The organism is Ovoidimarina sediminis, from assembly GCF_032586175.1.
Lineage (GTDB): Bacteria > Pseudomonadota > Alphaproteobacteria > Rhodobacterales > Rhodobacteraceae > Ovoidimarina > Ovoidimarina sediminis.
Map to the genome: position 1 here is coordinate 128937 of NZ_JAWHTE010000003.1, position 26008 is coordinate 154944.

27 protein-coding genes are annotated in these 26008 nt (G+C 67.6%); 11 read left to right on the forward strand and 16 right to left on the reverse strand.

Annotation, left to right across the window (positions count from 1 at the left end; translation table 11 throughout):
- Window positions 1-51 precede the first annotated feature (51 nt).
- Window positions 52-594 (forward strand): adenine phosphoribosyltransferase, encoded by a 543-nt coding sequence (locus RXV90_RS05165; protein WP_316647331.1) that lies wholly within the window; start codon window positions 52-54, stop codon window positions 592-594.
- Between the two features lie 72 nt (window positions 595-666).
- On the opposite strand, the gene RXV90_RS05170 is transcribed toward RXV90_RS05165, so the two are convergent.
- The 3 genes from RXV90_RS05170 to RXV90_RS05180 are packed head-to-tail and all read right to left on the reverse strand — an operon-like array spanning window position 667 to window position 4978.
- On the reverse strand, window positions 667-2133 hold the full coding sequence (locus RXV90_RS05170; protein WP_316647332.1) for an FAD-binding oxidoreductase: 1467 nt from the start codon (window positions 2131-2133) through the stop codon (window positions 667-669).
- 38 nt (window positions 2134-2171) lie between these two features.
- Window positions 2172-2999, reverse strand: coding sequence for an MBL fold metallo-hydrolase (locus tag RXV90_RS05175; protein ID WP_316647334.1), 828 nt, complete (start codon window positions 2997-2999; stop codon window positions 2172-2174).
- Window positions 3000-3058: 59 nt separating this feature from the next.
- On the reverse strand, window positions 3059-4978 hold the full coding sequence (locus RXV90_RS05180) for a BTAD domain-containing putative transcriptional regulator (RefSeq protein ID WP_316647335.1): 1920 nt from the start codon (window positions 4976-4978) through the stop codon (window positions 3059-3061).
- 150 nt (window positions 4979-5128) lie between these two features.
- Between RXV90_RS05180 and RXV90_RS05185 the strand changes: the two genes are divergently transcribed.
- On the forward strand, window positions 5129-5305 hold the full coding sequence (locus RXV90_RS05185; protein WP_316647336.1) for a hypothetical protein: 177 nt from the start codon (window positions 5129-5131) through the stop codon (window positions 5303-5305).
- A 25-nt stretch (window positions 5306-5330) separates the two neighbouring features.
- On the opposite strand, the gene RXV90_RS05190 is transcribed toward RXV90_RS05185, so the two are convergent.
- On the reverse strand, window positions 5331-5930 hold the full coding sequence (locus tag RXV90_RS05190; protein WP_316647338.1) for a 2-hydroxychromene-2-carboxylate isomerase: 600 nt from the start codon (window positions 5928-5930) through the stop codon (window positions 5331-5333).
- A gap of 109 nt (window positions 5931-6039) precedes the next feature.
- Between RXV90_RS05190 and RXV90_RS05195 the strand changes: the two genes are divergently transcribed.
- Complete coding sequence (locus RXV90_RS05195; RefSeq protein WP_316647339.1) at window positions 6040-7056, forward strand: ribose-phosphate pyrophosphokinase; 1017 nt, start codon at window positions 6040-6042, stop codon at window positions 7054-7056.
- Between the two features lie 5 nt (window positions 7057-7061).
- On the opposite strand, the gene RXV90_RS05200 is transcribed toward RXV90_RS05195, so the two are convergent.
- Both RXV90_RS05200 and RXV90_RS05205 read right to left on the reverse strand, forming a co-directional pair.
- Window positions 7062-7220, reverse strand: coding sequence for a hypothetical protein (locus RXV90_RS05200; protein WP_316647340.1), 159 nt, complete (start codon window positions 7218-7220; stop codon window positions 7062-7064).
- 137 nt (window positions 7221-7357) lie between these two features.
- Complete coding sequence (locus RXV90_RS05205; RefSeq protein WP_316647341.1) at window positions 7358-8446, reverse strand: cupin domain-containing protein; 1089 nt, start codon at window positions 8444-8446, stop codon at window positions 7358-7360.
- A gap of 149 nt (window positions 8447-8595) precedes the next feature.
- On the opposite strand from RXV90_RS05205, the gene RXV90_RS05210 reads away from it, so the two are divergent.
- On the forward strand, window positions 8596-10875 hold the full coding sequence (locus tag RXV90_RS05210; protein WP_316647343.1) for an NADP-dependent malic enzyme: 2280 nt from the start codon (window positions 8596-8598) through the stop codon (window positions 10873-10875).
- 106 nt (window positions 10876-10981) lie between these two features.
- Here the strand turns inward: RXV90_RS05210 and RXV90_RS05215 are convergent, their stop codons facing one another.
- The 8 genes from RXV90_RS05215 to RXV90_RS05250 form a co-directional block, all read right to left on the reverse strand.
- Window positions 10982-11326, reverse strand: a complete 345-nt coding sequence (locus tag RXV90_RS05215; protein WP_316647344.1) for a hypothetical protein — start codon at window positions 11324-11326, stop codon at window positions 10982-10984.
- A 126-nt stretch (window positions 11327-11452) separates the two neighbouring features.
- Window positions 11453-12316: a 50S ribosomal protein L11 methyltransferase gene (locus tag RXV90_RS05220; protein ID WP_316647345.1), complete on the reverse strand. Its 864-nt coding sequence runs from the start codon at window positions 12314-12316 to the stop codon at window positions 11453-11455.
- Window positions 12317-12351: 35 nt separating this feature from the next.
- Complete coding sequence (locus RXV90_RS05225) at window positions 12352-12909, reverse strand: AAA family ATPase (RefSeq protein ID WP_316647347.1); 558 nt, start codon at window positions 12907-12909, stop codon at window positions 12352-12354.
- 7 nt (window positions 12910-12916) lie between these two features.
- Window positions 12917-13567, reverse strand: a complete 651-nt coding sequence (msrA, locus tag RXV90_RS05230; RefSeq protein ID WP_316647348.1) for a peptide-methionine (S)-S-oxide reductase MsrA — start codon at window positions 13565-13567, stop codon at window positions 12917-12919.
- 65 nt (window positions 13568-13632) lie between these two features.
- Complete coding sequence (locus tag RXV90_RS05235) at window positions 13633-14862, reverse strand: MFS transporter (protein ID WP_316647350.1); 1230 nt, start codon at window positions 14860-14862, stop codon at window positions 13633-13635.
- 351 nt (window positions 14863-15213) lie between these two features.
- Complete coding sequence (locus RXV90_RS05240) at window positions 15214-15417, reverse strand: hypothetical protein (protein ID WP_316647351.1); 204 nt, start codon at window positions 15415-15417, stop codon at window positions 15214-15216.
- A gap of 93 nt (window positions 15418-15510) precedes the next feature.
- Window positions 15511-17700 (reverse strand): primosomal protein N', encoded by a 2190-nt coding sequence (locus RXV90_RS05245; RefSeq protein WP_316647352.1) that lies wholly within the window; start codon window positions 17698-17700, stop codon window positions 15511-15513.
- A gap of 7 nt (window positions 17701-17707) precedes the next feature.
- On the reverse strand, window positions 17708-18352 hold the full coding sequence (locus RXV90_RS05250; protein WP_316647353.1) for a LysE family translocator: 645 nt from the start codon (window positions 18350-18352) through the stop codon (window positions 17708-17710).
- A gap of 283 nt (window positions 18353-18635) precedes the next feature.
- On the opposite strand from RXV90_RS05250, the gene RXV90_RS05255 reads away from it, so the two are divergent.
- Window positions 18636-19040, forward strand: a complete 405-nt coding sequence (locus tag RXV90_RS05255; RefSeq protein ID WP_316647354.1) for a hypothetical protein — start codon at window positions 18636-18638, stop codon at window positions 19038-19040.
- A gap of 109 nt (window positions 19041-19149) precedes the next feature.
- Window positions 19150-19803 carry a fructose-6-phosphate aldolase gene (gene fsa / locus RXV90_RS05260; RefSeq protein ID WP_316647355.1) on the forward strand — a complete coding sequence of 218 codons (654 nt, stop codon included), beginning with the start codon at window positions 19150-19152 and terminating at the stop codon, window positions 19801-19803.
- A gap of 290 nt (window positions 19804-20093) precedes the next feature.
- On the opposite strand, the gene RXV90_RS05265 is transcribed toward fsa, so the two are convergent.
- A complete protein-coding gene (locus tag RXV90_RS05265) occupies window positions 20094-20786 on the reverse strand; it encodes a hypothetical protein (RefSeq protein ID WP_316647356.1) in 693 nt (230 codons plus the stop codon).
- A gap of 204 nt (window positions 20787-20990) precedes the next feature.
- Between RXV90_RS05265 and RXV90_RS05270 the strand changes: the two genes are divergently transcribed.
- The 5 genes from RXV90_RS05270 to RXV90_RS05290 all read left to right on the forward strand — a co-directional run bounded on the left by RXV90_RS05270 (window position 20991) and on the right by RXV90_RS05290 (window position 24966).
- Window positions 20991-21695 (forward strand): O-methyltransferase, encoded by a 705-nt coding sequence (locus RXV90_RS05270; protein ID WP_316647357.1) that lies wholly within the window; start codon window positions 20991-20993, stop codon window positions 21693-21695.
- A gap of 146 nt (window positions 21696-21841) precedes the next feature.
- Window positions 21842-22540 carry a DUF484 family protein gene (locus RXV90_RS05275; RefSeq protein ID WP_316647359.1) on the forward strand — a complete coding sequence of 233 codons (699 nt, stop codon included), beginning with the start codon at window positions 21842-21844 and terminating at the stop codon, window positions 22538-22540.
- Complete coding sequence (locus RXV90_RS05280) at window positions 22540-23478, forward strand: tyrosine recombinase XerC (protein WP_316647361.1); 939 nt, start codon at window positions 22540-22542, stop codon at window positions 23476-23478. Before RXV90_RS05275 ends, RXV90_RS05280 begins: the two co-directional genes overlap by 1 nt.
- A gap of 108 nt (window positions 23479-23586) precedes the next feature.
- The gene (locus RXV90_RS05285; protein ID WP_316647362.1) at window positions 23587-24186 is read left to right on the forward strand and encodes a cytochrome P460 family protein; all 600 of its coding nucleotides are present in this window, start codon (window positions 23587-23589) and stop codon (window positions 24184-24186) included.
- A gap of 69 nt (window positions 24187-24255) precedes the next feature.
- Window positions 24256-24966, forward strand: coding sequence for a CDP-alcohol phosphatidyltransferase family protein (locus tag RXV90_RS05290; RefSeq protein WP_316647363.1), 711 nt, complete (start codon window positions 24256-24258; stop codon window positions 24964-24966).
- Window positions 24967-25173: 207 nt separating this feature from the next.
- Here the strand turns inward: RXV90_RS05290 and RXV90_RS05295 are convergent, their stop codons facing one another.
- Window positions 25174-26007: an amidohydrolase family protein gene (locus RXV90_RS05295; protein ID WP_316647364.1), complete on the reverse strand. Its 834-nt coding sequence runs from the start codon at window positions 26005-26007 to the stop codon at window positions 25174-25176.
- Between the last annotated feature and the right edge of the window lies 1 nt (window position 26008).

The window sequence follows — 26008 nt, forward strand, 5'->3', positions numbered from 1 at the left end:
GCCCGATCGCCTGAACTCGGGCCCGATCGTCCGCGTTCTAGGAGACCCCCGATGCAGAAAACACGCAAGAGTGTGAAAGACTATGTGCGCACGATCGTGGATTTTCCCCATGAGGGGATTCTCTTTCGCGACGTCACCACGCTCTTCGCCGATCCGCGCGGCTTCCGCATGTGCGTCGACCAGCTTCTGCACCCCTATGCGGGCGAGGAAATCGACAAGGTCGTGGGCCTCGAGGCCCGCGGGTTCATCCTCGGCGGCGCGGTCGCGCACCAGCTTTCGGTGGGCTTCGTGCCGGTGCGCAAGAAAGGCAAGCTGCCCGGCACGACGATCAGTGAGGATTACCAGCTTGAATACGGCGAGGCGGTCGTCGATATCCACGACGACGCGATCCAGCCCGGCGAAAAGATCCTCTTGGTCGACGATCTTCTGGCCACCGGCGGCACGGCGGAGGCGGGCATCAAGCTGATCGAACGGCTGGGGGGAGAGATCGTGGGCTGCGCCTTCGTCATCGACCTGCCCGATCTGGGCGGGCGCAAGAAGCTCGAAGCCCTCGGCATGGATGTGCATACGCTCTGCGAATTCGAAGGTTTGTAAACCGCCCGTTAGGGGGTTGGGCGTAAATCGGGCGCCAAGCGGCCATGCCTGTCGCTTAGTTTCCTCTGATGCTCAGGTTCGGCCGGGCGCCGGGTTTTCCTCACCTGCGCCCGGCCGTTCCGCTATCGGCAGAACCGCCCCGGGGTTCATGATGCCCTTCGGGTCCATCATCGTCTTGATCCGCCGCATCAGCGCCAGGTTCACCGGGTCGCCATAACGCATCAGATCGCCCGTCTTCAGCCGCCCCAGCCCGTGTTCGGCGCTGAACGACCCCTCCATCTCGGCCACCAGATCGTGCACCACGCGGCTGAGCGCGCCGCGCACCCCGTCATAGGCCGCCCGCGTCTCCCCCGCCGGGGGGAAGAGGTTGTAGTGCAGGTTGCCGTCGCCCAGGTGCCCGAAGGCGTTGATCCTGACAGGCGCCACCGCCGCCACCCGCCGCGCGGCCTCGGTAAGAAAGGCGGGGATCCGCGACAGGGGCAGCGAAATATCGTGGCTCGCCACCGCGCCCACCTTGCGGTTCGCCTCGGGGATCGCCTCACGCATCTGCCACAGCTCCGCCCGCTGGGCTTCGGAGGCGGCCAGCACGCCATCGGTGATCTCGCCCGCCTCGAAGCCTTGCGCAAACACCTCTTCCAGCATCGCCTCCGGCCCCGCGGCCGTCGCCGTCGCGATCTCGGCCAGCACCGCCCAGTCGGGAAAGGGCGAAAGCCCCGGTGCGGGCCCCATCCCCACCTCGTCGAGAAACGCAGGGCCCATGCCCGAAATCAGCTCGAACGCCGACACCGCGCCCCCCGTCACCGCCTGCGCCCGCGCCAGCAGCGAAAGCGCGGCCCCGGGCGACGGCACGGCCAGAAGCGCGGTGGCCCGCGCCCCGGGCACGGGGAACAGCCGAAGGCTCGCCGCCGTGATCACCCCCAGCGTGCCCTCCGACCCGATCATCAGGCTTTTCAGGTCATAGCCCGTATTGTCCTTGCGAAGCCGCTTCAGCCCGCCGATCACCTGCCCGTCGGGCAGAACGGCCTCGATCCCCAGGCACAGATCCCGCGCGGTGCCGTAGCGCAGCACGTTAAGCCCGCCGGAATTCACCGAAAGCGCGCCGCCGATCCGCGCCGTGCCCTCCGATGCGTAGGACAGGGGAAAATACCGCCCCGCCTCCGCCGCCGCCGTCTGGATCTCGTGAAGCGTCGCGCCGGCTTCCGCGATGATCACGTTCTCTTCGGGGTAAACGGCGCGGATCCGGTTCATCCGCTCCAGCGACAGGATGATCGGATCGGGCAGGTCTTCGGCCACCTGCCCGCCGACAAGTCCCGTGCCCCCGCCATAGGGGATGACGGGCGTGCCCGCCGCCGCGGCCGCCGAAAGGATCGCCGACACCTCCGCCACCGTGCCCGGCGCCAGGACGAGCCCCGCCCGGCCCTGCCACCGCCCCCGCGGTTCTTCCAGATAGCCGGGCGCGATATCGCGAAACGCCTCCGCCGGAAGCGTCTCGCGCAGCGCCGCGCGCAGGTCGTCGGTCACGGGGGTCAGCACCGTCATGACACCGGGTTCTGACAGCGCCGCGCGGCCCCGTCCAGTCACTCCCTCAGATAGGCGGGCGCCATCAGCATCACGGTCGGGCGGTCGGGCAGCGTGGCAAGCGAGATCTCGATCGAACTGGGGAAACTGTCGTCGATCGCGAAATCCTCCGCCATCCCGGCGGCGAAGAAACCAAGCGAGGCATCCGAGAACCAGTGCATCGGGATCACCACCGAAGACCTGAGCCGCTTCAAGAGCCGGATCATCGTCGGCAGATCGAGCGTGTAGCCGCCGTCGACCGGCGCCATCACCACGTCAAGCCGCCCGATCGCGGGAAGCTGTTCGGGCCCGGGATAATGGTGCAGGTGCCCCAGATGCCCGATGCACAGCCCCGCCACCTCGAAGATGAAGATCGAATTGCCGTCGGGCCGCGACGTGCCCCCGAAATCCCCGCCCCGCACGTCGGTATGCACGTTCCTGACAAGCATTTCGCCCAGATCCACGTGATGATCGCGCCGTTCGCCGCCCGTGGCCCAGCCTTCCAGCACATGGGGAATGCGCGGGTCGGGCGAGGCCGTCCAGTGGGTGCCGTGCGCGTTGTTCATCGTCGCCACGTCGGGCACGTGATCGGTATTGCCGATGAACCCGGTGTAATCCGTCACCGCCGACAGCCCGCCTTCCGTCTCGATCAGGAACATCGCGTGGGCGAGATAGCTGATCCTGACGGTATATTCGGGCAGCGCGGGCCGCGTGCTGGCAAGGTGCAGGTATTCGATCCCCGGCGCGGCATCGGCAATGGCGATGCAGTGGCTCGGGCGCCGGTCCTGGGCCAGCGCGGCAAGGGGCAGACATGTGAAAAGGGCAAGGGCGGCAATCAAGCGGGCCATCGGCGGTCCTCCATCGAACGACGGTTAACCTAGCGCGGATCGCCGCCCCGCAAAGCCGTCTAGACGATCCCGGCCGCGCGGAACGTCCCGAAAAACCGCTCCGCGGTCTCGGGGTTCCGGTAGGGGAAGATCCGGGCGAAGCTTTCCAGGCTGAAATCGGGCCGCATGGCATAAAGCGCCTCGCGCGCCCGCGCGGCCCCCGCCTCGTCCCCCAGCATCGTCAGGCAGGAGGCCAGGTAGGCATGCACATAGAACGGCGGCTCCTCCATCCGGCGGAACGCCTCGACCGCCTCGTCGAAGCGGCCCAGCGTGTGCAGGCACCGCCCGATCATCGACCAGTACCAGCTTGGATGAAACGGATTAAGCCGCATCGCCTCGCGGATCGTGCGGATGCCGTCCTCGGGGCGATCCGCATACATCAGGTGCCGCCCGTATTCGACCAGAAGCTGCGCGTCGTTGGGGTTCGCGTTCCGCCCGGCCTGGAAATGGTGGCTCGCGGTTTCGAAATCCCGCGCGATGGTCAGGGCGACGCCCAGCGCGCAATGGGCCTTGGGCTCGCGCGGGTCGTGCTTCAGCGCCAGCCCCGCAAGCTCCACCGCCGGGCCCACGTTCTGCCCGATCTCGAAATACCATTCGTCATAGACCTTCAGAAGCGCCAGAAGCCCCAGCGCCCGCGCATTTCCCGGTTCGATCGCAATCGCCCGTTCCAGATGCCCGGTGGCCTCGGCGAAACTCTCCCGGCTGATCCGGTCCGCGGCCCGCGTCGCGCGCAGGATCAGAAGATGCGCCTCCAGCCCCTCGGCGGGCCTGCCCTGCGCGCCCGAGATTTCCTCTTCCTCGATCTGCCCCACCACGGTCGCCGTCACGGTGCGGGCGATCTCGGTCTGGATATCGAAGATATCCGTCAACTCCCGGTCGAAGCGTTCCGCCCAGATCTCGCGCCCGCTGTCGCAGCGCACCAGATGGGCGGCCACCCGCACCCGCGCGCCCGCGATCCGCACCGATCCCCCCAGCAGGAACCGCACCCCAAGCTGGCGGCCGATCTCCTCCGCCCCCGTCTCCTCTTCCGAGAACCGGAACGAGGATTGGCGCGCCACGGTCATCAGGCTCTTGTTGCGCGACAGTTCGATGATCACATCCTCGGCGATCCCCTCGCCGAAGAACGCGGCCTCCTCGTCGGTGCTGAGCGCCCGGAACGGCAGCACGGCAACCGAGGGCCGCCCCGGGATCTCGGGCGCCCCGGGTGCCACGGGCACAGGCGCGGGCGCTGCCGCCGCCCCCCGCCCTGCCCGCGCGGCCCGGATCTCGGCCACCAGATCGAGCGTGGGTTTCTCGGGCGTCACCCCCAGTTCCGCCGACAGAACCCGCGTCAGTTCGTTGAACTGCCTGAGCGCCGCATCATGCCGCCCGGCGCGCAGATGCGCCCGCATCAGGCGGCGGTGCACATGTTCCTGCAAGGGATCGATGCTCAGAAGCCGCGCGGCCAGCGCCGCCATATCCTCGCCCCGGCCCTCGGCCTCCGCCCGGTCGGTTTCCTTCAGAAGCGTCGCGGCGAAAAGCGCCTCCAGATGGCTTCGCTCCGCCTCCGCCCAGCGATCGAATTCGGGGCTGACCGGCCCGAACCCTTCCAGGAACGGCCCGCCGTAAAGCGCGAGCGCCGCCTTCGGATCCTGCTCCGCCGCCGCTTCGAACCCCGCGACATCGAGCGCGGCACGGCCCGTGTCCAGCGTCACCGCTGCCCCGTCCGCCACGATCGCACCGGCCCCGTCGCCCAGCCCCCGGCGCAGCGCGCTCAGCGCCTGCCGCAGGCTGCCGCGCGCCTGGTCTTCCCCGCTCTCGGCCCACAGAAGCGCCGCCAGCGTCTCGCGTGGCACCGCCACGCCCGGCCGCCGTGCGAGATAGGCCAGAAGCGCCCCGGCCTTCTTCGGCGGGGCGGGCACGGGCTGCCCGCCGGCCCGGACCGTGAAGGGCCCAAGCACGGATATCGTCAGATCGGCGTGAATCTGTCCCTCTTGTCGTTTTCACGCACCGTTCACGCTGGCCGGAACGGGCCAATCACGGGGAAAGCCTAACGTGAACCCATCGAAACCGCCAAGCGGCAGTCACAGAAGATCACGAAGGGAAAAATCATGTTCCACAGCGACCGCATCATCCACACCGCCCATCTGAACGACATCGACCGTGCCTTCACCCCGCAGAAGCGCCCGCTTGCGCCCCAAGGCGGCAGCATGCGCACCGTGCTTGCGGCCATCGCGACGCTGGCCGCGGCCTCGGTGATCGTGCTCGGCACCGGCCTCGTCGGCTGAGGCCACCGGGGAAGGCCGGGGGGCGCTAAAGCTTTCCGGCCAGGTGCAGGTCGAGGTCGTCAAGCCTGTCCTGCCCCCAGAACCGTTCATCCCCGTCGGTGATATAGAACGGCGCCCCGAAGGCGCCCGCGTTCACCGCGTCCTCCAGGTTGCGGGCATATTCCTCGGCCTCGGTAAGCATCATGCCGCCCGCAAGTCCCGGATCGAACCCGGCCTGCCCCAGGCAATCGGCGATCACGTCATCCTCGCCGATGTTCCGCTCCTCGATCCAGCAGGCCCGGCCATAGGCCTGCACCAGTTCGCCCAGGTTCCCGCCCCCCGCCTTCTGCGCCGCGATCAGCGCGTAGGAGGACGGCGCGGGGTTCGGCGGATAGCCCGGCGGCATCGGGTTGATCGTGATCCCCAGTTTCTTCGCCTGCCGCCGAAGCTCCTGCTTGCGGTATTCGATCCGGCTGGGATGCCGGTCCTTCGGCGGCGTCCCGCCGGTGCGCGCGAAAAGCGCCATCAGATCGAGCGGTTTATACGTCACCGTCGCGCCGTGTTTTTCGGCAATCGCCTCCATCCTCAGCCCGGCAAAGAAGGTGAACGGCGAGAAGGTGGAGAAGTAATAGTCGATATGCGCCATTTCGATGCGACTTTCCTGATGTGTGGTTTGCGCGACCCTAGGCCCATGCTAAGCGGTGTCAACGTTACGAATCCGTCATAAACCGGCGGAACAGAGGGACTGCTGCCACATGCCTCACCAGAGCGAACCGAAACTCATCTCCGGCAATGCCAACCGACCGCTCGCCGAGGCCATGGCCCGGCGCATGTCCATGCACCGGGGGGTTTCCGTGGGCCTCGTCGAGGCGCGGGTGGAGCGGTTCAACGATGCAGAGATCTTCGTCGAGGTGTTCGAGAACGTGCGCGGCGAGGACATGTTCATCATCCAGTCGACGTCGAACCCGGCGAACGACAACCTGATGGAACTTCTGATCATGACCGACGCGCTGCGGCGCTCGTCGGCCAGCCGGATCACCGCCGTCATCCCCTATTTCGGCTATGCACGGCAGGACAGGCGCACCAAGGCGCGCACGCCAATCACCGCCAAGATGGTGGCGAACATGATGGTCTCCGCCGGGATCGAACGCGTGCTGACTATGGATCTGCACGCCGCGCAGATCCAGGGCTTCTTCGATATCCCGGTCGATAACCTCTATGCCTCGCCGGTCTTCGCGCTCGACATCAAGAACCAGTTCAAGGATCCCGCGAAGATCACCGTGGTCTCGCCGGATGTGGGCGGCGTGGCGCGGGCGCGCGAGCTTGCGCAGCGGATCGGCTGCGCGCTCGCCATCGTCGACAAGCGGCGGGAGAAGCCCGGCGAAGTGGCCGAGATGACGGTGATCGGCGACGTGAAGGATCAGACCTGCCTGATCGTCGACGATATCTGCGACACCGCCGGTACGCTGGTGAAGGCGGGCGACGTGCTTCTGGAAAACGGCGCGAAGGAAGTGCATTCCTACATCACCCACGGCGTCCTGTCGGGCCCGGCGGTGGAACGCATCACGACGTCGAAGATGAAAAGCCTGGTGATCACCGACTCGATCCAGCCGACCGCGGCGGTGAAGGCGGCGAAGAACATCCGCATCGTGCCGGTGGCACCGATGTTCGCGCAAGCCGTGCTGAACATCTGGAACGGCACAAGCGTGTCGTCGCTGTTCGACCCGGCGACGCTGGAGCCGATCTATGAAGGCATGTACGCCCGTGGTTGAGCGCGTCACATGGTGACGACCGTCACCACCATCATCATCAGCACGACCATAAGCGCCATGAGGTAATCCGCCGGCGGCCCGTCATGGGTTCCGTCGATAAAGCGGCGGATGCGCCAGAGCGTGATCCAGAAGCCTCGCCAGAGCGAGTTGATAATCCGTTCCATCCAGCCCCCAGTCAGATGGTTGGCGGGAAGTGTAGCGGCATCGGCCGCGAAACCGCACAGGAACAGGGTGAACAATTCGTTTCCAGTCGGGGGACAAGACGCGCGATTGCCAGCCCGCGGGCTGGCGACCGCGCGGCTCAGCGCCCCGGCACGGTCTCCGTCGGCACCTCTGCCGGCAAGGCCACCTCCAGGATTTCCAGATCCTCCGACGCCTCGGCATAGCGCGTGGCCAGCCCCGGCGGGATCACGAAGGCATCGCCGGGTTCAAGCGCATGGGGCACCTGCCCATCGCCTTCCAGCACCATCCGCCCTTCCATCACGAAGCTGAAAAGGATGTCGCCCCCGTGCACCGTCCACCCGGCCTCCCCTTCGCCGCGCCGCACCACATGCACGCCCGCCACCCCGCCCGTGTTCTCCCCGATCGTCGTATCCCGCGCCACGAACCCGGGCAGGCGGTGGGGCGCCCAAAGCGCCCCTTCCGCCTCGTGATGCACGAAGCGCTGGCCCTGAAACCGCCGGTCGGGGTTCACCCGGTCGTTCGGCAGGGTCATCTCGTGGTCGATCGTGGTGATATGCTCCGCCGGCACCCCGATCTCGATCACCTCGATATTGTCCGAGGCGTAAAGCACCCGGTGCCGGATCTCGGGCGGCTGGATCACGCAGTTGCCGGCGTGAAGCCGGAACGGCGGCCCCTGATCCTCGTACACAAGATCCACCCAGCCCCGGTAGCAGAAGATCAGCTGAAACCCGACCGTGTGGAAATGCACCATGTCGGGCACCGGCCCGCCATCGGGGATGCGGATGTGGCTTGCGATGATCGACCCGCCCAGCCGGTCGGGGATCAGGTCGCGGTATTGCATTCCCGCGCGCCCGATCACCCAGGGCGCCTGGTCGCGCAGGCGGCGGACGACGAAGGCGTGTTCGGTGGGCGGCACCGCGAAGGGCGGCGTCAGCGGCCCGGTTTCGATCCGCGTGCCGCCGGGCGAGGTAAGCGGGCCACCGGCCAAAGCGTCCGCATCGTCGCTCAGAAGCCGGATCACCCCGGGCGGCGCATCCGCCGCCACATCCAGCCGCAGGCGAAGCCCGTGGCCCGACAGCACCGCCACCCGCGGATCGTCGGCGGGATAGATCACATCCATCCGGAACCCCGGCGTCCCGGTCCAGAAGGCGATCTCCGCCGCCAGATCCGCCGTGGGCAGAACGATCTCTCCCCGAATGTCGCTCATCCCCCGCTCTCCCATCCGTCATTGATCCCGCGCGGCCGAAAGCGCATGGTGAGAAAAACGGCCCCCGCTTGCAAGACGGCAGGGGAAAGGATAAGCGATCCGGAAATTAGTTTAACGCTAAACTATATTCCGGGCAGGGAGGGTTTCTGATGAAGGATTCACCGAACGACGCGCTTCGCACGGCGGCGCTCGAGTACCACGCCAACCCCAAACCGGGGAAGCTCGAAATCCGCGCGACGAAGCCCCTGGCCAACGGCCGCGACCTTGCCCGCGCCTACAGCCCCGGGGTGGCCGAGGCCTCGAAAGAGATCCACGCCAATCCCGATGCCGCCCGCGATTACACCGCCCGCGGCAACCTCGTCGCCGTGGTTACCAACGGTACGGCGGTTCTGGGCCTTGGAAACATAGGCGCGCTGGCCTCCAAACCGGTGATGGAAGGCAAGGCCGTCCTCTTCAAGAAGTTCGCCAATATCGATTGCTTCGACATCGAACTGAACGAAAGCGATCCCGAAAAACTCGCCGATATCGTCTGCGCGCTCGAACCCACCTTCGGCGCAATCAACCTCGAAGACATCAAGGCGCCGGATTGTTTTATCGTTGAACGGTTGTGCCGCGAGCGGATGAACATCCCCGTCTTCCACGACGATCAGCACGGCACGGCCATCGTCGTGGGCGCGGCGGCCACCAACGCGCTGCGCGTCGCGAAGAAGGCGTTTTCCGAAATCAAGGTCGTCTCCACCGGCGGCGGCGCGGCGGGCATAGCCTGCCTCGACATGCTTCTGAAACTCGGGGTGAAGCGCGAAAACGTCTGGCTCTGCGATCTTCACGGCCTTGTGCACGAGGGCCGCGAAGAAGACATGACGCCCCAGAAAGCGGCCTATGCCCAGCCCGGCGGGGCCCGGACGCTGGCCGATGTGATCGAGGGCGCCGATCTTTTCCTCGGCCTTTCGGGCCCCGGTGTCCTCAGCCCCGCGATGGTGAAGAAGATGGCCGACCGCCCGATCATCTTCGCGCTTGCGAACCCCACGCCCGAAATCATGCCCGACGAGGCCCGCAAGGTGGCCCCCGATGCGATCATCGCCACCGGGCGCTCGGATTTCCCCAACCAGGTCAACAACGTCCTGTGCTTTCCGTTCATCTTCCGCGGCGCGCTCGACGTGGGCGCGACCACGATCAACGACCAGATGGAACTGGCCTGCATCGAAGGCATCGCGGCCCTCGCCCGCGCCACGACAAGCGCCGAGGCCGCGGCGGCCTATTCGGGCGAGGAACTCACCTTCGGCCCCGATTACCTGATCCCCAAACCCTTCGATCCGCGCCTGATGGGCGTCGTCGCCTCCGCCGTGGCCGAAGCGGCGATGGAAACCGGCGTGGCCCAGCGCCCGATCGACGATCTCGACGCCTACAAGCAGAAGCTCGACGGCTCGGTCTTCCGCTCCGCCCTGATCATGCGGCCCGTGTTCGAGGCCGCCGCCACCGCATCGCGCCGCATCGTCTTCGCCGAGGGCGAGGATGACCGCGTCTTGCGCGCCGCCTTCGCGATGATCGAGGAAACCACCGACAAGCCGATCCTGATCGGCCGGCCCGAGGTGGTGGAAGCGCGCGCCGAGCGGCTGGGCATCCCCGTCCGCCCCGGTGCCGATTTCGATCTGGTGAACCCCGAGAACGATCCCCGTTACCGCGATTACTGGACGACCTATCACAAGCTGATGGCGCGGAAGGGCGTCACCCCCGATCTCGCCCGCGCGATCATGCGCACCAACACCACCGCGATCGGCGCGGTCATGGTGCACCGCAAAGAGGCCGACAGCCTGATCTGCGGCACCTTCGGCCAGTACCTCTGGCACCTGAACTATGTCAGCCAGATCCTCGCCACGCCGAAACTCTGCCCGATCGGCGCGCTAAGCCTGATGATCATGCCCGAGGGGCCCCTCTTCATCGCCGACACGCAGGTGAACCCCGAACCCACGCCCGAACAGGTCGCGGCCACCGCCATCGCCTCGGCCCGCCATGTCCGCCGTTTCGGCATCGTGCCCAAGATCGCGCTCTGCTCGCATTCCCAGTTCGGCAATCTCGACTGCGGGTCGGGCCGGGTGATGCGCGCGGCCGTCGCGATCCTCGACGCGCACCGCCGGGATTTCGAATACGAAGGCGAAATGCACGCCGACACCGCGCTTGATGTCGACCTGCGCGACCGCATCTTCCCCGGCAGCCGCCTGAACGGCGCGGCGAACGTCTTGATCTTCGCGAATTCCGATGCCGCCTCGGCGGTGCGCAACATCCTCAAGATGAAGGCCAGCGGGCTTGAAGTGGGGCCGATCCTGATGGGCATGGGCAATCGCGCCCATATCGTGACGCCGTCCATCACCGCGCGCGGGCTTCTGAACATGTCGGCCCTCGCCGGCACGCCCGTGGCCCATTACGGCTGAGGACTGCCCCGAAACGGTGAAGCGGCCGCGATCCTGGGGGTCGCGGCCGCTTCTTTCTTTGCCCGGGGAGTGACGAGGTGTGGTCCCGGGCCTACCTGAGCGTAGGTCAGTCGAGAAATGCCGCGACCTGCGCGGAGGCTGCCAGAGTGATCGGATCCGCTGCCATGATCCACGCACCGACCTGCTCGATCTCGGATCCCGCGGCAAGCCGCGCGACCCGGGCGTCATAGGCGCCGGCGCCGATTGTGGCGTGGAGAAAGATCTTGAACCCCATTCCAACCACCAGAATGAACAGAACCGACCGCCACGGTACCCAGATGCTCCGCTTGGGTTGTGCGACGATAAGCCCGTCTTCGGTGAGTGCAGGGACATACCCCCGCGCGAGGCGGGAGTGCTTTGCGATGATCCTTTCCATGCGCTTGTCAAAGCTGCGCAAATTTGCGTCTGCCATGCGAATGCTCCATGTCGTCTGGCCGTTACGCCGTTCCCGAGCGGCGCGAAGGTAGTTTCTTCAGGAATTGCGGCCTTTCTTGGGCATTTTCGCCACAATCAAGCGCTTGAATGTGAAGGAATTTTATTAATGTCGTAGCAATAGCGTCGTCCAGTCGACAATCTCCGTCCGCGAGACAAGATTGAAGCCATATTCACCATAAATCGCAGAAACTTCTTCGGCCTGCGAATTCAGGATGCCGGAGAGAATCACCTGCCCCCCCGGCGCGACGACCGCGGCCATATCCGGCGCCAGATCGATCAGCGGGCCTTTCAGGATATTCGCGAAGATCAGGCCGAAGGGGCCCTTCAGCAGGGGATGATCGAACCCCGTGGCCTCGACACAGCGAATCGCCCCTTCGAGCCCGTTGGCGCGCAGGTTCGCGTCCGCCACCTCCACGGCCACCGCGTCGATATCCGACGCGATCACCTCGGCCTCGGGCCAGACCCGCGCCGCCGCCATCGCCAGAACGGCGGTGCCGCAGCCGATATCGGCCACCCGCTCGGCCTCCACGCCCCGGTTCACCAGGTCGTCCAGCGCGCGAAGGCAGCCCAGCGTCGTGCCGTGATGCCCGGTGCCGAAGGCCATCGCCGCCTCGATCCTAAGCCCGATCCGCCCGTCGGGCAGCTTCCCGGCGTCATGCCCGCCATAGACGAAGAACCGCCCCGCCTCGACCGGCTGAAGCTCGCGCCGCACATGGGCGACCCAGTCGGTTTCGGGCACCTCCGACACCACGAATTCCGCCGTCCCGAAGGCCGCGCTCAGAAGCGCAAGCTGGGCCGGATCGGGTTTTTCCTCGAAATACCCGCCGATTTCCCAAAGCCCCGAACCGTCCTCCATCTCGAAGACGCCCACGCCCATCGGCTCGGGCGTCAGCCGCTCCAGCGCATCACTCAGGGTTTGTGCCGCGCGCGCGTCGGGCAATGTCGTGAAAACGGTCCAGGTGGGCATGTCGCGGGCCTTCTGCGGCGAAATCGCCTTCGGCGCTAAGCCGCGCCGCGCCTGCCGTCAAGCTCCGCCATCGCCTGCGAAACAAGCTCGTCCACCGGCGCGGAGGACTCGAGCCGCAGAACCGGCTGCGACAGGCTGTCGAGCCAGGCCTCGTGCGCCGCCCGGCTTCGCCCCGAAAAGCCGGGGTCGTCATAGCCCATCGCCCAGTCGAGGAAGCCGCGATAGGCGCCTTCCAGATCGCCCCCCGGCCCGATCCGCGGGCCCAGCCGCTGCCGCTCGCGCTGGCGCAGCCGCGCCAGCCGCATGCCCGGCGGCAGGGTCAGGAAGATCACGTGCGTGACCCGGGGCAGGATAGGCGCCCCCCAGCCCAGGCACGACCCCGACAGGATCCAGTCGGGCCGGCCCAGAAACACCTCTTCCATCAGGTGAAGGCGTTCGCGCACCGCGCGCTTTTCGCGAAACGGCGGATCGGACGGCACCCAGTAGAAATCGTCGGTATCGAAGGCCTGGCTTGCCAGCCGCGAGGCCAGCGCCCGCGCCAGCGTCGAGGTGCCCGTGCCGCTCGCCCCGGTGATATGGATGCGCCGGCCCACCCCGCCCTCAGGCCGCGGTGCCGATCGGACAGGTCACGCCCGTCCCGCCGATCCCGCAATAGCCGCCGGGGTTCTTCGACAGGTATTGCTGGTGGTAATCCTCGGCCCAGTAGAAGGCGGGCGCGTCGACGATCTCGGTCGTGATCGCACCGTATCCGGCCGCCTTCAGCCGCGGCTGGAATTCCGTCTTCGTGGCCTCGGCGGCGGCCGTCTGTTCCGGCGAATAGGTGTAGATGCCCGACCGGTACTGCGTGCCCATGTCGTTGCCCTGGCGCATGCCCTGGGTCGGGTCGTGGCCTTCCCAGAAGACGCGCAGCAGCTCGTCATAGCCGACTTGGCCCGGGTCATAGACCACGCGCACCACCTCGTTGTGCCCCGTCCGGCCGGAACACACCTCTTCATAGGTCGGGTTCGGGGTATAGCCCCCCGCATACCCCACCATCGTCAGCGTGACGCCGGGCACCTTCCAGAACATCCGCTCCACGCCCCAGAAACATCCCATGCCGAACATCGCCACCTCGTGCCCCTCGGGCACCTCAAGCGTCAGCGGCACGCCGAACACGGCATGCTCGCGGGCGGTGGGAATCGGGCTCTCGCGCCCCGGCAGCGCATCCTCGGGGGCGACCATCTCTGACTTCTTCTTCTGGAACAGGAACATCGGCGTCGGTCTCCGTTTTGTCTCTGCCGCATAGATAGGCGCGGAAGGGTGGCTTCGCCAGCGCCTCACTCCGCCGGGGCGGCGAGCGGGCGGGTGAAGATCGTTTCATTCCCCGGCGCGGGATGGCGCGGGATCATCAGCGCGAGGATCAGCGAGGTCGAGGCCATCCCGGCGGCCAGAAGGAACACGCCCCCCGGCGACACGATCCAGAGATAGCCCAGCATCGCGGGCAGGAACACCGCCGCGATATGGTTGATCGTGAAGGCCACGGCGGCGGTGGGCGCGATATCGGCGGGATCGGCGATCTTCTGGAAATAGGTTTTCAGCGCGAAGGCCAGCGCGAAAAACAGGTGGTCGAGCACGTAAAGCCCCGCCGCCAGCACCACTCCCCAGCCCAGCCAGTAGATCCCGCCATAGGCGAGGAAGACGCAGATCAGCCCGGTATATTCGAACGCCAGCGCATTGCGTTCCCCGAATTGCGCCACCGCCCGGCCCATCAGGGGGGCGAACACCATGTTGGCGACGAAGTTGATCAGAAACAGCGCGGTGACTTCGTGCACCTCGAACCCGAACCGTTCGACCATCATGAAGGCCGCGAAAACGAGGAAGATCTGCCGCCGCGCCCCCGACATGAACTGCAGCGCATAGTACAGCCAGTAACGCCGCCGCAGGATCAGCTTCTTCGTCTGGGGGTTCGGGGCCTCGAACTGCGGAAAGGCGATCATGCAGTAGATCGCGATCACCGCGCAGGCCCCGCCCGACATCAGGTAGACGAAGTTGTAACTCAGATCGAAGGTCTTCCACGTGACGACCAGCGCGCCATAGCTCAGAAGGCTCGCCCCCGATCCCACGGCCACGATCCAGCCCAGCACCTGCGGCGCGCGCTCCTTCTCGATCCACTGAAGTTGCAGCGACTGGTTCACCGTTTCGTAATAGTGAAAGCCGATCGACGAGATCATGGTGACGGTCAGAAGCCCCGCGAGGCTTGGAAACCACGCGGTCACGGCAGTGGCCGTGCCCAGCATCAGAAGGGAAACGAGGCCCAGAACCTGCTCGCGGATGAAGAGAATGAGCGCGATCACCCCGATCGCGAAGAAGCCCGGGATCTCCCGCACCGTGTGCAGCCAGCCGATCTCGACCCCGGTGAAGCCCACGATCTCGACCACGTAATTGTTCAGAAGCGCCGACCATGTGGCGAATGCCAGAGGCATCGCCGCCGCCATCAGGAAGAGAAGCGTCTCGGGGCGTTTCCAGAACGGATACCCCCGGGCCGTGTCGAGCGGGACGGTGCGCATAAGTCCTCCCTACGCCTCGAACGGCAGGCGGGGAAGCGGAAAGATGGAAGCAGGCGGCGGGCCGGGGTGCGAAGGCGGGGCATGCCAGTGGGCAGGCGCAACGCAGACCCCTCGCGCATAGCCGGGCCAGCGCATGCCCGTGGGCAGGCGCCTCCGACACCCGACCGGCGCGCTTTATCCCGCAACCCCGAGCGACCCAAGGCAGCGAGACCACCGCACAAGAAGCGCCTGCCCGCCGGAACGGGTATGCGCTGGCCCGGCGGGCCTGCGGCCCTTGTTCCGGGCCATTCACCGCCTCGCCGACCTGTTGCGCTTAGCCGGGCCTGCGTCCGACCGCAGGGGCGACGCGCCTCACCCGCCCTCGCCCGACACCGCGACATTGCCGTGCCAGTCGGGCAGCGTCGTGTCGGCCGGGATCTCGACGGCGAAGCCCGCCGCGATGCCGACGGCCAGGAACAGCACCAGCAGGGCAAGCACCCGGGCAAGATCGTGAAGCGCGGTCTGGCCCGCCGCGCGGGGAAGATGGAACGTGTGGATCAGATCGTGATGGGTCATGGGAATGGGTCCTTCTTCTGGGACACCACACCTAATCCTCCACCATTAATCAGTGAAACGAATGTTTTTGAGCTTACCCATCAGTAAAATTGATCAATAGAAGCTCTGCGGATCGATATCCACCGAGAGCCTGAGGTTCGGCCCCGGCTTCACCTGCCCGATCCATCGGGCCAGCGCCTCCTGGATCGGCGCCCCCTTCGCCGCCTTCACCAGAAGCCGCACCCGGTGCCGCCCCCGGATCCGCGCGATCGGCGCGGGCGCGGGGCCGTAAACCTGCGCCCCGATCGCGCGCAAGGGCGCATCGGCCCGTGCGAGCCGGGTGCCGAGGTCGAACACCTCCTGCACATCCGGCGAAGACAGGACGATCCCCGCCAGACGCCCGAAGGGTGGCACCCCCGCCGCCCGCCGCTCCGCCGCCTCCGCCGTCCAGAACGCCTCTTCCGCGCCCGACAGGATCGCCCGGATCACCGGATGTTCGGGCTGATAGGTCTGCAACAGCGCCGTGCCGGGCCGCTCCGCGCGCCCCGCCCGCCCCGCCACCTGGCGCATCAGCTGAAACGTCCGCTCCGCCGCGCGCAGATCCGATCCCTGAAGCCCCAGATCCGCGTCGATCACGCCGACGAGCGTCAGCAAGGGGAAGTTGTGGCCCTTCGCCACCAATTGCGTGCCGATCACGATATCCGCCCCGCCCGCCGCGATCGCCTCGATCTTCGCCTTGAGCGCGCGGGCCGATCCGAACAGATCCGACGACAGAACCGCCAGCCGCGCCTCGGGGAACAGCGCCTGCGCCTCTTCCGCCATCCGCTCCACCCCCGGCCCCACGGGGGCCAGCCGGCCTTCGGCCTTGCACTCCGGGCAGGCCTCGGGGATCGGCACGGTTTCCCCGCACTGGTGGCAGACGAGGCGCTTCAGAAACCGGTGCTCCACCAGCCGCGCGTCGCAGTGTTTGCAGCCGATCTGGTGCCCGCAGGCCCGGCAGATCGTGACCGGGGCATAGCCCCGGCGGTTGAGGAACAAAAGCGCCTGCTCGCCGGCCTCGATCCGCGCCCGCACCTCCGCCTCCAGCGTGGGGGAAATCCAGCGCGCCCCGGGCAGGTACTCGTCCCGCATGTCGATCGCCCGCATCTCGGGCAGCGTGGCCTCGCCGAACCGCGTCGTGAGTTCGAGCCGCGCGTATTTCCCGGCCTCGGCATTGGCCCAGCTTTCCAGGGATGGCGTGGCCGAGGCCAAGACGACCTGCGCCCCGGCGATCGAGGCGCGAAGCACCGCCATGTCGCGCGCGTTGTAAAGCACCCCGTCCTCCTGCTTGTAGGAGGTGTCGTGTTCCTCATCGACGACGATGAGGCCCAGATCCCGGAACTGCAGGAACAGCGCCGAGCGCGCGCCCACCACAAGCGACGCGCCCCCTTCCCCCACCATCCGCCAGCAGCGCCGGCGCTCGGTCATCGTGACGCCCGAATGCCATTCGGCGGGCCGCGCGCCGAACCGCGCCTCGACGCGGGTCAGGAATTCCGCCGTCAGCGCGATCTCGGGCAGAAGCACCAGCGCCTGCCGCCCGGCCTTCAGCGCCGCCGCCACGGCCTCGAGGTAGACTTCCGTCTTCCCCGATCCCGTGACGCCCTTCAGAAGCGTCGTGCCGTAGGCCCCGCTCCGCACGCCCGCCGCCAGCGCCGCGGCCGCCGCCGCCTGTTCGGCGGTCAGGTCGTACTGGCTTTCCCCGGGGTCGAGCCTTGGATAGGGCAGATCGCGCGGGCTCTGCTCTTCCCGCACCACGCCCTGCGCCACCAGCCCCTTCACCACCGAGGTCGAGACCCCGGCCATCTCGGCCAGTTCCTTCAGCGTGAAGGCCAGCCCGCCATAGTCGTGCAGCGTCTCGACAACCCGCCGCCGCGCGTCCGTCTGGCGGTCGGGCGCGCCGTCGCCCAGGCGGTAGACCGACCGCATCGAAGGCGGATCGCCCAGGCCGGGCGACCGGGTGGCCAGCCTGAGCATCGCGGGCATCGGCGTCAGCGTGTAATCGCCCGCCCGCGTCAGGAACTCCCGCATCTCGTCCCGCATCGGCACGGCGTCGAGCACGCGGATGATGCTGCGAATCTTCGCCCGGTCGAAATCGCCCCGGCCCGGGCCCCAGACCACGCCGATCACCTTGCGGGGGCCCAGCGGCACCTCCACGAAGGCCCCGGTCAGGCAGCCGCCCTCGGGCGCCTTGTAATCCAGCGTCCGGTCCAGCGGCTGGGTCGTCAGAACCGCGACAAGATCGCCCGCGTCGAAATGCTGGATCACCGGGGCCTCACGACGCGGCGCGCCGGACGGCCGCCGTTGCCACCCCCACGCCGATCAGCGTCGCCCCGCCCGCGCGCGTCAGCCAGGCGATGACAGCGGGCCGCCGGATCGTGTCGCGCAGCCGGCCGGCGGCGATCGCATAGGCCAGTGCGTTGATCCCGGCGAGGGCCACGAAAGTCGCGATCAGGATCGCCGCCTGCGGCAGAAAGGGCCGCCCGGGATCGAGGAACTGGGGCACGAAGGCGATGAAGAAGACAATGGATTTCGGGTTGAGCGCCGTCACGGTCGCCGCATTCAGAAAGGCGGTGCGCACGCCGATCGCGCCTTCCGCGGCGGCCAGGTCGAACCGCGCCGCGCCCGCGCCCGCGCCCGCGCCCCTGAGCATCCGGATGCCCAGCCAGACGAGATAGGCCGCGCCCACCCATTTCAGCGCCGTGAACAGCGTGGCCGAGGTCAGCACCAGCGCCCCCAGCCCGGCAAGCGAGGCGCTCATCGCGATCAGATCGCCCTTCGCCACGCCCAGCGCGGTCGGCACCGCCACCCGCCGCCCCTGCCCGATCGCATAGGCCAGCACCAGAAGCACCGTGGGCCCCGGGATCAGCAGAAGCGCGGTCGAGGCCGCGACGAAGGCAAGCCAGAGCGAGAAATCCATGAACGGCCTCCGGGCAGGCAAGGGCGGGCCGGGCATCGGCGCCGCGCCATAGGAAGGCACAGCGGATCGGGGGCTGCAACGGTTTTCCTTGACCGGGCGGGGCGCGATCGGCTAAGCCCCCGCCCCTGCGGACGGAAACCAGACCGGAGCGCCACGATGCACCGCGCCCACGAAAGCTCGAGAAAGACAGCGCCCCCGCCGCTCGGCTGAGCGGACGGCCTCTTTCCCCAATCCCGCATCTTCCTGAAACGAAAGGATCCGAAGCCCGCTTCGGATCGCCATCATGTATATCCGGTTTGTCACGCCCTCGCGCGATGCGCGGGCGCGGGCCGAAATCGGGCTGTTCGGCCCCGCCTATGACCTGCGCGGGCAATACCGCCCGTCGGACGCGCCCTGGCAGGTGCACGAGATCCACCGAGAGATCTGCTGGTTCGACCGGCATCTCGCGGTGCCGCCCGAATTCACCGTGCAGCGCGCCCGCCACCGCGGGCAGCGCAACGGCATCTGCTGGTTCCGCGACCGCGCGGGCGCGCCGATCGGGCATGCCTGGTATCTCGCCTGGCTTCTGGAAGAGATGGGCGTGCCGGTGCGCCAGATCCGGTCGGACGCGCCGGGCACGATCCTGTGGTCGGATGCCGATCAGATCGTGGCCCTGCCGGATCGCGATCACCCCCGCCTCTTCCACTGACGGGGCCGCGCCCGAACCGGGGCGGCCCCGCTTTCCCCTTCAAACTTCCCTCGTGCTGGGATATCCCTCCGCGCGACAACGCCACCGAGGACAGACAGGAGCGACGCCCATGAAATTCTTCGTCGACACCGCCGATACCGCGGCCATCCGCGACCTGCACGAGCTTGGCATGGTCGACGGGGTCACAACGAACCCCTCGCTCATCCACAAATCCGGCCGCGACATCAAGGAAGTGATCAAGGAGATCGCCGAGATGGTCGAGGGCCCGGTCAGCGCCGAAACGGTAGCCACCGACGCGGACGGCATGATCGCCGAGGGGCTGGAGCTGAAGAAGCTCGGCGAAAACATCGCGATCAAGGTGCCGCTCACCTGGGACGGTCTGAAGGCCTGCAAGAAGCTGTCGGGCGACGGGCACATGGTGAACGTCACACTCTGCTTCTCGGCGAACCAGGCGCTTCTGGCGGCGAAGGCGGGGGCGACGTTCATCTCGCCGTTCATCGGGCGGCTCGACGACATCAACCTCGACGGGATGGATCTGATCGCCGATATCCGCGAGATCTACGACAATTACGGCTTCGAAACCCAGATCCTCGCCGCATCGATCCGGTCGGCCAACCACATGACCGAAGCGGCCAAGATCGGCGCCGACGTGGCCACCGCCCCGCCGGACGTGATCCGCAAGATGGCGGCGCATCCCCTGACCGACAAGGGGCTCGAAGGCTTCCTGAAGGATTGGGCGGCGACGGGGCAGTCGATCCTGTAACGCCTCGGCCGAACCGGCCCGCGAGGTCCCGGATCATGTCCGGGACTGCGGCTCTCTCCGCCGCCCCGGCCCCTGCGCCCGGCAGGGCCCGCTCTCACCGACCGGCCCCTTCATGTGGCCTCAAGTATCCCGGGGTCGTCATTGGAGCGCCATTGGTCCGAGCGACAATGGCGACGGGCAGAGCCCCACTTCCTTCGCCCGGAACACGAGGCGTCAGCCCCCCCGGCCGGGCCCCGCCCGGCTCCTCTCATCGGCGCACCCGCACCCCAAGGCGCGGGCCGCCTGTCACATCAGTCCGTAGCGAAGCAGTAGATCAGCCCCGCGCCGCCCGTCCGGGGCAGTGCCTCCTCGCTGCACCCCGCCGTCCCGTGCGACGAATTCCACGACAGCATGTTGCGCGAGCTGTTCAGGCCCAGCCGGTCGTGATGGCCGACGATCGCCGACCCCTCGCCATTGCTCGTCCAGTTCGAGCAGGTCGTGTCGCCGCCCGCGGTCGAGAAATGCCCAGCCGAATCCGATCCCGTCAGGATGTCGTGCTTGTTGGGCTGGCTGCCGCGCCCGTTCACCTGGTTGCCGTTCTCGTCAAGCCCGGTCTCGAGGTTCAGGTTCACGCTGGCGCTGTGCAGGTCGTCGACATCCTTCGCGATCATCACGCCGGCGGCGTTGTACCACGGGCCGCTGCCGATCCGGTCGCGCGCGCTCACCCCGTCGGTGATCTGGGGGCTGCCGCTGCTGCGGTCGATCACCATGCTGGTGCTCAGATAGGCCGCCCAGGTCTTCGACGATCCCGCCGCCTCGGCCAGCGCCGTGCAATGGGCGTCCGCGCCCTCCAGCCCGCCGAAATTCGCCCCGTCGCCCGAGCCAACGCTGGAGATGAAGAAGCTCATCTCGCCGGCCGATTGCGCGCTCGCGCCCACGGCCCCGAACAGGCAGGCCGCCGCAACGCCGGCGGCAAGCGCAGCACTCTTGGATACTCTGAACATTCCGACCCTCCCGTTTTCTCTGTTGTGGGAAAACGCTAGGGGCCCGCCCCCGCCGCGTCCAGAAAGGCCTGCCCACATCGCGAAGACGTGAAAGCGCCCGGCGCGGGGCCGCCGCCCCCTGCCAGCAGGCCGGAAATGGCCCTACGATTCACCCCGACGCGGGCGCCCCCGGCCCCGGCGTTCAACACAAAAAAGAACCGGCAGTTGAGCGAGGCAGGACAGGTGATCAACAGAAAGGCCCGCGCGGCCTACGGAGTCGACGGCAGCGCACGGGAAAAATCCCGCGTGGACAGCTACGGCAACCCCGTCCCCTGGATGACCTATCCGGCCGTCGAATACCTCTCGCAATTCGATTTCTCGAAGAACACCGTCTTCGAATGGGGATCTGGCAATTCCTCGGCCTGGTTCTCGCGCCGCTTCGCCTCCGTCATCTCGGTGGAATCCGAGGCGCGGTGGTACGACATGGGCCTGGCGGGGCTCAACGACAACCAGACGCTGCTCCTGCGCGAATTCGATCGGCGCGGCAACGAGGAAGACGCGGCCGTGCGCGCCTTCGCCGACGCGATCCTCGAACAAAGCGGCGGGTTCGACGTCATCTCGAACGACGGCAAGCTGATCTCGCAGCCCCGCTGCACCGACAACGCGATCGAGAAGCTGACCCCCGGCGGGCTCATCATCTTCGACAATTCCGACTGGTTACCGGCGCAATGCGAAAAGCTGCGCAAGGCGGGCTTCCTGCAGGTCGATTTCCACGGCAACGGGCCGCTCAACACCTACACCTGGACGACCTCGATCTTTTTCGAGCCCCGGCCCGACTGCCTGCTGATGACAAACCCGCAGGCCTTTTCCCGCGTTTCGAAGGCAGGCCGCAGCTCGCACAAGCACGTGCTCGGGATGGCGAACCCCTAAGCCCGCCTCTGGCCCGGGGCGTTGCCCATTCGCCGCGCCCGGGGCACGCGATGATCTTCGCGCTTGAGGCATCCCGCCCCTTGCCGCATTCTGCCCGCGACGGCAGTTCAGGGGACCCGCGAAAAGACGGGCCAAGAGGGGTGGGTATGAGCGAGATCGCCAAGAAGCGCGATGACGTGCGGGAACGGATTCTCGCGGAACCCGACGTGATCCTCGAAGATCCCGACGTGATGCGCGCGCTCGTTCTCGCCAATGAAAAGGCGCTCGGCTCGAACATCGTCGATCTGCGCGGCATCGCGATGGAACGGCTCGAGGCGCGGCTCAGCCGGCTCGAGGATGCGCATAAGGGCGTCGTCGCGGCGGCCTATGAAAACCTCGCGGGCACGAACCAGATCCACCGCGCGGTGCTCAGGATGCTCGAACCCGTCACCTTCGACGAATTCCTGCTCGATCTGGGCGGCGCGGTGGCCGATATCCTGCGGGTCGACGCGGCCACCCTCGTTCTTGAAAGCGACGCGCCCGAGGCCGACGGCACGGTGTCGGGGCTGATCGAACTCCGCCCCGTGGGCTTCGTCGCAGACTATGTCACGCGCGGGCGCAACCTGCCGCTCCGCCCCGTCACCCTGCGCCAGATCGATACCGATGAAAGCGGCATCTACGGCCGCCGCAGCGCCTGGATGCGGTCCGAGGCCTGCCTTGTGCTGAATTTCGGCGAGGGCCGGCTGCCGGGGCTTCTCGCCCTTGCCGCCGAAGATCCGCACACCTTCGCGCCGACGCAGGGCACCGATCTTCTCACCTTCTTCGGCGGCGCGGTGGAGCGGGCCATGCGGCGCTGGATCGCGTGATGCCGCCCGGGGCCATAAGCCCCGCCGCCGCCGACGCCGTCGAGGCCTGGCTTTCCCAGCTGACGTCCGTGCGCGGGCGCGCGGCGGCGACGGCCGAGGCGTATCGCACCGATGTCTATGGCTTTCTCGCCTTCCTCGGCAGCCATCTCGATACGCCCGTCGCCCCCGCCGCGCTGCGCGACCTCACCGTTTCCGACATGCGCAGCTGGATGGCCCATGAACGCGCAGGCGGCATCTCTCCGCGCTCGCTCGCCCGGGCACTCTCGGCGGTGAAGAACTTCCTCGGCTGGCTGTCGGACCGCGACGGCTTCGACGCGACGAAGCCCCTGTCGGTCCGCGCGCCCTCGTTCCAGAAGAAACTGCCCCGCCCGCTCTCGCCCGATGCCGCCCGCGCGGTGCTCGACCTCGCGGGCGAGGCGCCCGAGGCGCCCTGGGTCGGCGCCCGCGATGCCGCCGTGGTGACGCTCCTCTACGGGCTGGGCCTTCGCATTTCCGAGGCGCTCGGCCTCACCCGCCGCGACGCGCCGCTGCCCGAGGTGCTGCGGATCACCGGCAAGGGCGGCAAGGAACGCATCGTGCCGGTCCTGCCCGTCGCCCGCACCGCCGTCGACCGCTACCTTTCGCTCTGCCCCTTCGATCTCGGCCCCGAAGACGCGCTCTTCCGCGGCGTCCGGGGTGGGCCCTTGAGCCCCCGCCTCGTCCAGAAGGCGATGGAAGGCGTGCGCCACCGCCTTGGCCTGCCCGCCAGCGCCACGCCCCACGCGCTGCGCCACAGCTTCGCCACCCATCTTCTTGCCGGCGGCGGCGATCTGCGCGCGATCCAGGAACTGCTCGGTCACGCCTCCCTCTCCACCACCCAGGCCTATACGGCGGTCGACACGGCCCGGCTGATGGAGGTCTACGCCCGCGCGCATCCCAGGGCCGCCACCCGGAACTGACCCTCACGGCATCGTGCAGCGCCGTGATTTCGCGCCCGGCGGCGAACGCGCTTTACTGGCCATGTCCCGGGCCCGGATGACCTGACATCAAAGGGAGGACCAAGACCCATGCGCATCGCCGCACCCCTGGCCGCCACCGCCGTGGCCGCCTTTTTCCTGACCGCGCCCGCCGCCCGGGCCGTCGACTGCCCGGTCGCCGAAGGGACCGACCGCTTCCCGCTCAACGACGAAGAGGTTCTGGCGCTTTACGACTGCATCAAGGACTGGATGGCCGAAAGCTATGCCAGCGAGGGCGATGAAATCGGCGCGACCTACCGAAGCTGGACGGTCACCGCCACCCGCCCCGCCGTCGCCGGCGCCCATTCCGAGCGGTTCCTGCAGACCTTCGCCAACGACATCGCCGCCGAACAGTATCTGAAGTTCGAAACCGAAGGCGTCACCATGCCGGTGGGCTCGGTCCTCGCCAAGGAAAGCTTCGGCATCAATGCCAAGACGAACATGCTGCGCCGCGGGCCCTTGTTCATCATGACGAAGGTCGCCGCGGGCGAAGCGCCCGACACGATGGGCTGGGTCTATTCCGCGCTGCAGCCGAACGGCAAGCCGATGACGTTCAAGCAAAGCTTCTGCCATGACTGCCACGCGGGCTGGGAAGATCAGGATGCGCTCGCCTATCCGCTGGAAGAGGTGCGCGTGACGCCCGGCAACTAGCCCCGAAGAACCGCACGCATTTTCAGCCCGGCCATTGAGGTGGCCGGGCTTTTTCGTCATGACGGTTTCATGACAGCACCCGGCGGCCGCCCCATCCTGCGCGCGTTCTTCGTGCACTTCCTGACCGCCAGCGGCGCGGTCTTCGCCATGCTCGCCATGCTCGAAGCCTCCCAGAAAGACTGGAGCATGATGTTCCTCTGGCTCGTCGTCGCCTTCTTCGTCGACGGCATCGACGGGCCGCTTGCCCGCCACTACAAGGTCTGGGACAACGCGCCCCGCTATGACGGGGTGCTGATGGATCTGATCATCGATTACCTCACCTATGTCTTCATCCCCGCCTATGCGCTGTTCTCGTCGGATCTGCTGCCGGGATGGACGGGCTGGTGCGCGATCATCGTGATCACCTATACCTCGGCGCTCTATTTCGCCGACACCCGGATGAAGACCACCGATTACAGCTTTTCGGGCTTCCCGGGCTGCTGGAACATGGTGGTGCTCGTCCTCTTCGCGATCGAGCCCAACTTCTGGGTCAGCCTCGCGATCGTGGTGATCCTGGCGGCGCTGATGTTCCTGCCGGTGAAATTCGTCCATCCCGTGCGCACCGCGCGCTGGCGCTGGCTGACCCTGCCGATGGCGGTGGCCTGGACGTTCTTCGCGGGCTGGGCGGCCTGGGTGGAGTTTCACCCCGAAAGCTGGGCGCACTGGGGGCTGATCGTGACGTCGCTCTACCTCGTCGGCGCGGGCGCGCTGCAACAGCTGATCTGGCGCGAGGTGCTGTAGGCTGTTCCCGCAGAGGCCGGCGCAGGCCCGTGGGGCTGCGCCCCGGCCGCGCGCCTGGGCGCTTTATGGCGCAAGCTCTCCCGCCGCATCGCTGCGCGCCTTCATCGGCAAAAGCGCAGACCCGCCGGACGGGCCTGCGCTGGCCGGGCGGCTGGCGCCGCTGTTAACCGGCCATGGGAAAAAGCACGGGGCCTGCCCCGGCCTGCCTCAAAGCCCGTAGAACCGGGCCGCCGACCCGCCGAAGATCTCGGCCCGCTCCGCGGCACCGAAACCCTCCGTCAGCGCTTCCGCCATGGTCAGCCAATCGTCATATTCCGCCCTCAGCCGGCACACCGGCCAATCCGACCCCCACATCACCCGGTCCGGCCCGAACGCCTCCAGCACCACCTCGGCATAAGGGCGCAGATCCCCGACGCCCACGCCCTCATCCGCCTCCGTCACGAGGCCCGAGAACTTGCAGAACGCCCCCGTCTCACCCGCGATCCGGCGCATACCCTCGGCCCACTCCGCCAGATGCGCCTCCGACCCGTCCCGCACCCGGGGCTTCATGCAGTGATCGACCACCACGCGCATTTCCGGATAGCGCGTGAGGATCGTCAGGAAATTCCCCAGATGCTCGGGGTATCCCAGCGCATCGAAGGTCAGCCCCAGTTCGGTGACGGCCGCGTACCCCCATTGCACCTCATCCCTCAGCATCCAGTCGACATCGGGAATATCCTGGATCATCGGCCGCACGCCCTTGAACTTCGGATGCCCCGCCAGCCGCTCCAGCGTGGCCCGCGCGCCCTTGTCCTCGAAATCGACCCAGCCGACGACGCCCGCGATCCACTCCGTCGCATCCGCAAGCCCCAGCATGTACTCGGTCTCGTCGACCGTCGCCGCCGCCTGCACCAGAACCGTCTTGCCGATCCCCCGCCCGGCGAGCGTTTCCGCCAGGTGCTCCGGCCCGTAGCGCCGGTTCAGGATCGCGTTGTCCTTCGGCATCCAGCCATAATCGCCCCGCCCGGGCTGCCAGAGGTGGTGATGCGCATCTATCCTCATC

Bases quoted from the DNA above. Each gene is read 5' to 3' on its own strand.
- RXV90_RS05165 (WP_316647331.1), top strand. From the start codon at position 52: ATGCAGAAAACACGCAAGAGTGTGAAAGACTATGTGCGCACGATCGTG.
- RXV90_RS05170 (WP_316647332.1), bottom strand. From the start codon at position 2,133: ATGACGGTGCTGACCCCCGTGACCGACGACCTGCGCGCGGCGCTGCGC.
- RXV90_RS05175 (WP_316647334.1), bottom strand. From the start codon at position 2,999: ATGGCCCGCTTGATTGCCGCCCTTGCCCTTTTCACATGTCTGCCCCTT.
- RXV90_RS05185 (WP_316647336.1), top strand. From the start codon at position 5,129: ATGTTCCACAGCGACCGCATCATCCACACCGCCCATCTGAACGACATC.
- RXV90_RS05190 (WP_316647338.1), bottom strand. From the start codon at position 5,930: ATGGCGCATATCGACTATTACTTCTCCACCTTCTCGCCGTTCACCTTC.
- RXV90_RS05195 (WP_316647339.1), top strand. From the start codon at position 6,040: ATGCCTCACCAGAGCGAACCGAAACTCATCTCCGGCAATGCCAACCGA.
- RXV90_RS05200 (WP_316647340.1), bottom strand. From the start codon at position 7,220: ATGGAACGGATTATCAACTCGCTCTGGCGAGGCTTCTGGATCACGCTC.
- RXV90_RS05205 (WP_316647341.1), bottom strand. From the start codon at position 8,446: ATGAGCGACATTCGGGGAGAGATCGTTCTGCCCACGGCGGATCTGGCG.
- RXV90_RS05210 (WP_316647343.1), top strand. From the start codon at position 8,596: ATGAAGGATTCACCGAACGACGCGCTTCGCACGGCGGCGCTCGAGTAC.
- RXV90_RS05215 (WP_316647344.1), bottom strand. From the start codon at position 11,326: ATGGCAGACGCAAATTTGCGCAGCTTTGACAAGCGCATGGAAAGGATC.
- RXV90_RS05220 (WP_316647345.1), bottom strand. From the start codon at position 12,316: ATGCCCACCTGGACCGTTTTCACGACATTGCCCGACGCGCGCGCGGCA.
- msrA (WP_316647348.1), bottom strand. From the start codon at position 13,567: ATGTTCCTGTTCCAGAAGAAGAAGTCAGAGATGGTCGCCCCCGAGGAT.
- RXV90_RS05235 (WP_316647350.1), bottom strand. From the start codon at position 14,862: ATGCGCACCGTCCCGCTCGACACGGCCCGGGGGTATCCGTTCTGGAAA.
- RXV90_RS05240 (WP_316647351.1), bottom strand. From the start codon at position 15,417: ATGACCCATCACGATCTGATCCACACGTTCCATCTTCCCCGCGCGGCG.
- RXV90_RS05250 (WP_316647353.1), bottom strand. From the start codon at position 18,352: ATGGATTTCTCGCTCTGGCTTGCCTTCGTCGCGGCCTCGACCGCGCTT.
- RXV90_RS05255 (WP_316647354.1), top strand. From the start codon at position 18,636: ATGTATATCCGGTTTGTCACGCCCTCGCGCGATGCGCGGGCGCGGGCC.
- fsa (WP_316647355.1), top strand. From the start codon at position 19,150: ATGAAATTCTTCGTCGACACCGCCGATACCGCGGCCATCCGCGACCTG.
- RXV90_RS05265 (WP_316647356.1), bottom strand. From the start codon at position 20,786: ATGTTCAGAGTATCCAAGAGTGCTGCGCTTGCCGCCGGCGTTGCGGCG.
- RXV90_RS05275 (WP_316647359.1), top strand. From the start codon at position 21,842: ATGAGCGAGATCGCCAAGAAGCGCGATGACGTGCGGGAACGGATTCTC.
- RXV90_RS05280 (WP_316647361.1), top strand. From the start codon at position 22,540: ATGCCGCCCGGGGCCATAAGCCCCGCCGCCGCCGACGCCGTCGAGGCC.
- RXV90_RS05285 (WP_316647362.1), top strand. From the start codon at position 23,587: ATGCGCATCGCCGCACCCCTGGCCGCCACCGCCGTGGCCGCCTTTTTC.
- RXV90_RS05290 (WP_316647363.1), top strand. From the start codon at position 24,256: ATGACAGCACCCGGCGGCCGCCCCATCCTGCGCGCGTTCTTCGTGCAC.
- RXV90_RS05295 (WP_316647364.1), bottom strand. From the start codon at position 26,007: ATGAGGATAGATGCGCATCACCACCTCTGGCAGCCCGGGCGGGGCGAT.